Source organism: Sphaerochaeta sp. UBA5836, from assembly GCF_002432845.1.
Lineage (GTDB): Bacteria > Spirochaetota > Spirochaetia > Sphaerochaetales > Sphaerochaetaceae > Sphaerochaeta.
Window position 1 is genome coordinate 5,666 of record NZ_DJGW01000003.1, and the last position, 5,541, is coordinate 11,206.

Below are 5,541 nucleotides of genomic sequence, written 5' to 3' on the forward strand. Positions count from 1 at the left end.
GGCATTGCGGTAGAGCATCTTCAAAATCTCAACCCGCTGACGGGTTGAGACCGGCACATCCTCGATCTTGTCCCTCGGATTGACCTCCAGTTGATAGTGAAGGGAGAGCTGATGCACCTTCTTGTGGGAAGCTTCGAGATCTACAACGGGAAACAAGCCGAATTTGCGTTTCTTCGGCTCGATGCCCATGATGATGTTCTCTGTAATGGTTTGGTTTTCCACAAGCATGAAATGCTGGTGGACCATCCCGATGTTCAGAGAGTTGGCCACCAGGGGGCTTGAGATTTCTTCTTGTTTGCCGCGCACGAAAATCTCACCCTCATCAGGGCTGTACATGCCGAACAGCATGCTCATCAGCGTGCTTTTTCCCGCTCCATTCTCGCCAAGGATGGCAAGAATCTCGCCCTTGCGTACCGATAGGGAGATGTCATCATTCGCAACAATGCCGGGAAATCGTTTGGTGATATGCCGAAATTCTACGAGGTTTTCCACGTCGATATGCCTCTTTGCGATAAGGACCCGTGCCCCTGCAAAGGCACGGGTGTATCACTGGTTTTCTTAGTTTACCTGGAACTGCTCGGGGGTGAAACCGCCGAAGTTGGATGCAGGAACAATAACTCCCTTCTGTACGAGGGTATATGCCTCATCGAGCTTCTGGATGGTGGAAGGGGAGAGCTGGTTTCGACCGGCTGTCTTCACGAATCCGGTGGAATCGGTATCAGCCTTCAGCAGCATGTTTGCTCCCTTGAAGGTTCCATCCTGGATCTGGTTCAGTACACGCTCGACGTTCAGGCTCATCACCTTCAGGACGCTGGTCAGGATGATGTTGCCGCTTCCCACCGTTCCGTCGTCCCACTGGTCTACGTCACAACCGATGACCTTCAACCTGCCGTTGCTCTCCTTTGCAGCTGTGAACACGCCATTGCCCGTAGCTCCTGCTGCAACGAAAATGATGTCGACGCCCTGCGCGAACAGTTGCTGGCCGATCACCTTGCCGGTTGCTTCATCGGCAAAGGAACCTGCGTAGTTTCCGCCTACATTGGCTCCTGTTACATCGGTGCCGGCGCGGGAAGCAAGCTCTACGACCTGGGCATTGGTGCCGAGTTTCTTGTTGGCGTAGATGACACCGCACTCAAAGCCGTACTGATAGTTGACGTTCGAGGGGTAGGCCACCCCGTTGACTACCGCGACCTTGTTGGTCTTGGTCTCAAGCGCGGCTGCAACACCTGCGAAGAACCCCGACTCCTGCTCGGCAAAGGTCATGGCATATACGTTGGGAAGCTCAACGGTATTCCCCTTTGCATCGGTGGGATAGGTGTCGACAAGGATGAACTTGGTATCGGGGTTTTCCATGGCAAGTTCGCCGATTCCGGCAAACTGGAACCCGGTGCAGACCAATACATCATATTCAGCTACTACATCGGCCGCTGCCTTGAGGGCGGCTGCAACGTCTCCGCTGGGCTCACGGATTGCAGTTACCTTTGCTGTAGGATGATTCTTCACAAATGCAAGAATCCCATTGTAGTTGTCCTGGTTGAACGAGCCGTCATCGACCCCTGAGGGGGTGGTGATAATGGCGATGTTCAAACCTGCAGCGGCTGCTGGCTTCGATTCTGCAGACCCTGCTGCGAACAGTAGGCCTGTGATAAGAACCAGTGTGATGAATCCCAAAACTCTCTTCATAATCTTCTCCTTACATAGAAATAGCATCAACCACCCTCAAGATGGTTGCTCTTTTGCAATGCACAACACGTCACCCAAGCAGGTGCTTTGCCACCTTCTCGGTTGTCGGTCTCTCAATGATCCCCTTCTCGGTGATGATGGCCGTGATCAAGGCAGCATCAGTCACATCGAAGGCCGGGTTGTAGACGTTCACATCGATAGGCCCTGTGCGCCTGCCGAAGCCGTTGACCACTTCCTCGCCGTCACGCTGTTCGATTTCAATGTCGTTGCCATGCTTGGTATCAAGGTCGAACGTGGAGCTGGGGGCTGCTACATAGAAAGGAATGCCATAGTATTTTGCCAGGATGGCTAAACCTGAAGTGCCGATTTTGTTGGCTGTATCGCCATTGGCTGCGATTCGGTCAGCCCCCACGATGACTGCATCGATTTTTCCTTCCTTCATCACCAAGGAGGCCATGTTGTCACAGAGGATGGTGACATCGAGCCCTCCTTTGGCCAGCTCGTAGGCGGTCAGGCGGCTGCCCTGCAAAAGCGGCCTGGTCTCATTTGCATAGATGCTGAAGGAGTAACCCTGCTCATGACCGAGATAGAGCGGGGCGAGGGCTGTACCATAGCCGCTGGTAGCCAATCCTCCTGCGTTGCAGTGGGTCATCACCCCCCAATGCTTATCCTTGTCAAAGAGCGTAAGCCCATGCTCTCCGATGGCAATGCTCATCGCCTGGTCTTCGGCAAAGATGGCCGAACTCTCTTCAAGCAAGGCCTTGAGCATGCTGCTCTGGCTTGCCCCTTCCATGGCCAACTCTGCGTCAAACCGCTTCTGCATGCGCTGTAGAGCCCAGAACAGGTTGACGGCGGTCGGACGGCTTGAGGCAAAGTAGTGCTTCAAGGCGGAAAAATCATGCGCCATGGCCTCAAGGCTCGGATAGCTCTGCCGGGCAAGGCAGACATACATTCCGTAGGCTGCCGCAATGCCGATGGCAGGGGCTCCCCGCACCCGAAGCTTCTTGATCGCTTCATAGATTGAGTCCCGGCTATCCAAATACAAGAACAGCTCGCTCTCGGGAAGCTTTGTCTGATCGAGCAGAACCAATCTTTCGGGATCGTGCTGCAAACTGACTGGGATGGTGGTATGCATCTGCATCTCCTACTTTATAGATAGAGAACTGCGTTTGAGCAGTCACAATGGTCTTGATCGAGGCTCGAGGTGGAGAACACTTCAGTGATGACCTTCATGACAGCTTCCTTCGCTTCTGAAATCCGCCGTCCATGGTCGATGTGTGCCAGGTTCTCATTGCGAATTCCAGCGGCCATATTTGAGATCAAACCGATGGCAGCGTAACAAAGGCCAAGTTCCTTTGCCAAAAACACTTCCGGGATGCCGGTCATGCCGACCAGCGTTCCCCCGAGCTTTTGCAGCATGGCGATTTCAGCCTTGCCCTCGAACCGGGGGCCTTCAGTGCACACATACACCCCGCCGGTGTATATGTCCACACCTAGTTTCCTTGCATTCTGTACAAACAAACTCCTGAGATGGCTGCAGTAGGGGTCGCTCATGTCGACATGTGCGACCTTGTGGTCGCTGCCGTCAAAGAATGTCTTGATGCGGCTGGTGGTGCAGTCAAGAAAGTCTTCGATCACCACAATCGAGCCTTCACTGATCGAAGGGTTCATGGAACCGCTGGTCGCCAGTGCGTAGATATGCGTTACGCCCTCTTTTTTCAGGGCGGCCATCTGGGCGCGATACTTGATGGCATGCGGCGGTGTGGTATGACCGCTTCCGTGCCTGGGCAAAAAAAGTATCTCTTCGTCGCCTAGAGAAAAACGGTAGGTTTGAACCGTTCCGTACGCTGTTTCCGTCTCAAAGGGACCTTGCAGGTTTGGAAGCGAGCCGACTCCTGTTCCTCCGATAATTGCTTTGTTCATGCAAAACACCTTTTCCTGTTATAAATCAGAGGTATCGGCAATGACAATGTTTGGAATGTCCTTGCTTTCGACACCTGCTTTAGCCGTGGTGATGATGTGGTCAAAATCCTCGATGCAGGCGAACACATGGTGTGAGAAGGCGCTGAATTTGGTCGAATCAACCAGGAGGATGCGCTTTTTCGACCTGGAGAGGACCTTTCGATTGATAACCGAGACATCCCGGTCGAATGAAGAGACGCCCGACTGAGACACGGCGCTTGCCCCGATCAGGGCTGTGGAGAAGTTCATCCGATTGATCTCCTCCAGCACCTCAGGGCCGCAGGTGATGCCGTAGTTGTGGTCCAGCCTCCCCCCGATCACAATGGTCTTGATGTGGTATTCCAACAGCTTCGGCACATGATAGATGCCGTTGGTGACTGCGGTGATGTTTTTCCCCGCCAAAAAACCGATCAGGTAGTCTTCGGTTGTTCCCGGCCCGACATAGATGAACTCATCGTTCTCAAGCAAGGAGGCGGCCTTGTTGCAAATCAGGTACTTTTCGTCCGCCTGGACCTCCAGTCTTGCAACAACCGAGTGTTTCTCTTCCTCGGAGAGCTTTACACCGCCGCCGTTGAGCAGGATGATTTTTCCTTCTTCCTCCAGCTTCTTGAGGTCGCGCCGCACGGTGGGAAGTGATACTTTTGTCAAATCCAGGAGCTCGTCGATATAAGCAATCTGCTTCATCTTGATGTATGAGTAGATCTGGCTCTGGCGAACGTATGGAATCATGCTCTTGGACTCTCCTTGCCTCAATTGTACACCGAAAACGGGTGGTGATGTGCAAATTTCCCTTCATGCGGCAGGCAGGGGCATCCGCCCTGCCTGCCCTGCAGGCCTATGTTACTGATAATCCGAACCGGTCAGGTAGCGATAAAATGCGTTGTTGACGTACAGGGGGCGCTCATGCACCTCCAAACCGCTGAGATCCTGAAGCGTATCGATCAGGTTCTGCTTTGTTTCCAGCAATGAGAAGGGGTGGATGGAGTATCCATTCTCAGCAAGAACGCAGTCTACAATTTGCTTGTAGGCCTGCTCGTCGGCTTGGAAGGTAGTGCTGTACAGCGGCTGCCACCATGCACCCTTCAGCAGCGCAACATTGCTGTTCTTTGCCTGGTTTGCATCGTTCTTCTTTGCATAGGTGTTGATGAGAAAGTCGAACTTGAGAAGGTCTGCATGGGAGTCGAATTCGAACTTGGCATCGTATTCAACCGCATAGGCCAGATAGAAGTTCTCGCCAAACTCCAGGACCATGTAGTACGGACTGGGAGGAGGTACCGGGCCCCAGTCAAGCAGGTATTCATAAATCGATACCTTGGGTTCAATCTGCAGCTTTGCATCGATTCCCTCACTGTTGAGCAACACTACAAGTTGCTTGAGATGGGTTTCGTCGCTGTGACCATATTGGATTGTCCGCGAGGTGAGGAATTGTGCATCATCACTGTCTTTCTTGAGGTTGTATCCGGTACTGGCTCGCTTCTTGACCGCCATCGCCCCGATTTCATCGAGGTAGCCGTCGCTGAAAAGGGTATAGCCGTCGAAGGCATTGGAAATTCTCATCAGGATGTCGGTGTCACTGACCTTGCCGATATAGTTGCGTGAAATCCCCGTTGCATTTGCCACGCTCATCAATAGGTTTGCGGCGGTTTCGCTATCAAGATGCTGTGAGGCTAAAAGAATCTTTGCAGTGGAGGCAGGTAGCAGGTGAGCATCCAAGGCACAGGCAACATACCGATCCAAGCCTGCAGGAACAGTCTCGGTGATGCCGTAATATGCAAGGCGCCCGCCACTCTTTTCGGTGCTGTATGTCAGGGCCAATTGACTGAGGTCTGCAGCCTCGACCAAGGCCTTGAAGATGTCAGGAAAACCTGCCATGGATGCCGGCCTTCCGGTAATGGA

General features: G+C 53.2%; 6 protein-coding genes. All 6 read right to left on the reverse strand.

Going from position 1 to position 5,541, the window contains the following annotated elements; translation table 11 throughout:
- A partial coding sequence (locus B3F49_RS00200) for an ATP-binding cassette domain-containing protein (protein ID WP_293908459.1) occupies positions 1 to 492 on the reverse strand: 492 nt, incomplete at its 3' end.
- A 66-nt stretch (positions 493 to 558) separates the two neighbouring features.
- Positions 559 to 1,683, reverse strand: a complete 1,125-nt coding sequence (locus B3F49_RS00205) for a BMP family lipoprotein (RefSeq protein ID WP_293908460.1) — start codon at positions 1,681 to 1,683, stop codon at positions 559 to 561.
- A gap of 70 nt (positions 1,684 to 1,753) precedes the next feature.
- Positions 1,754 to 2,818 carry an S-methyl-5-thioribose-1-phosphate isomerase gene (gene mtnA, locus B3F49_RS00210; RefSeq protein WP_293908461.1) on the reverse strand — a complete coding sequence of 355 codons (1,065 nt, stop codon included), beginning with the start codon at positions 2,816 to 2,818 and terminating at the stop codon, positions 1,754 to 1,756.
- 14 nt (positions 2,819 to 2,832) lie between these two features.
- On the reverse strand, positions 2,833 to 3,606 hold the full coding sequence (locus tag B3F49_RS00215; RefSeq protein ID WP_293908462.1) for an S-methyl-5'-thioinosine phosphorylase: 774 nt from the start codon (positions 3,604 to 3,606) through the stop codon (positions 2,833 to 2,835).
- Between the two features lie 18 nt (positions 3,607 to 3,624).
- Positions 3,625 to 4,374 (reverse strand): DeoR/GlpR family DNA-binding transcription regulator, encoded by a 750-nt coding sequence (locus tag B3F49_RS00220; RefSeq protein ID WP_293908463.1) that lies wholly within the window; start codon positions 4,372 to 4,374, stop codon positions 3,625 to 3,627.
- A 111-nt stretch (positions 4,375 to 4,485) separates the two neighbouring features.
- The coding region (locus B3F49_RS00225; protein ID WP_293908464.1) for a hypothetical protein at positions 4,486 to 5,541 on the reverse strand (1,056 nt) is incomplete at its 5' end.

What these genes read in the sequence shown, in the direction of transcription:
- B3F49_RS00205 (WP_293908460.1), bottom strand. Translation starts at nt 1,683, where the DNA reads ATGAAGAGAGTTTTGGGATTCATCACACTGGTTCTTATCACAGGCCTA.
- mtnA (WP_293908461.1), bottom strand. Translation starts at nt 2,818, where the DNA reads ATGCATACCACCATCCCAGTCAGTTTGCAGCACGATCCCGAAAGATTG.
- B3F49_RS00215 (WP_293908462.1), bottom strand. Translation starts at nt 3,606, where the DNA reads ATGAACAAAGCAATTATCGGAGGAACAGGAGTCGGCTCGCTTCCAAAC.
- B3F49_RS00220 (WP_293908463.1), bottom strand. Translation starts at nt 4,374, where the DNA reads ATGATTCCATACGTTCGCCAGAGCCAGATCTACTCATACATCAAGATG.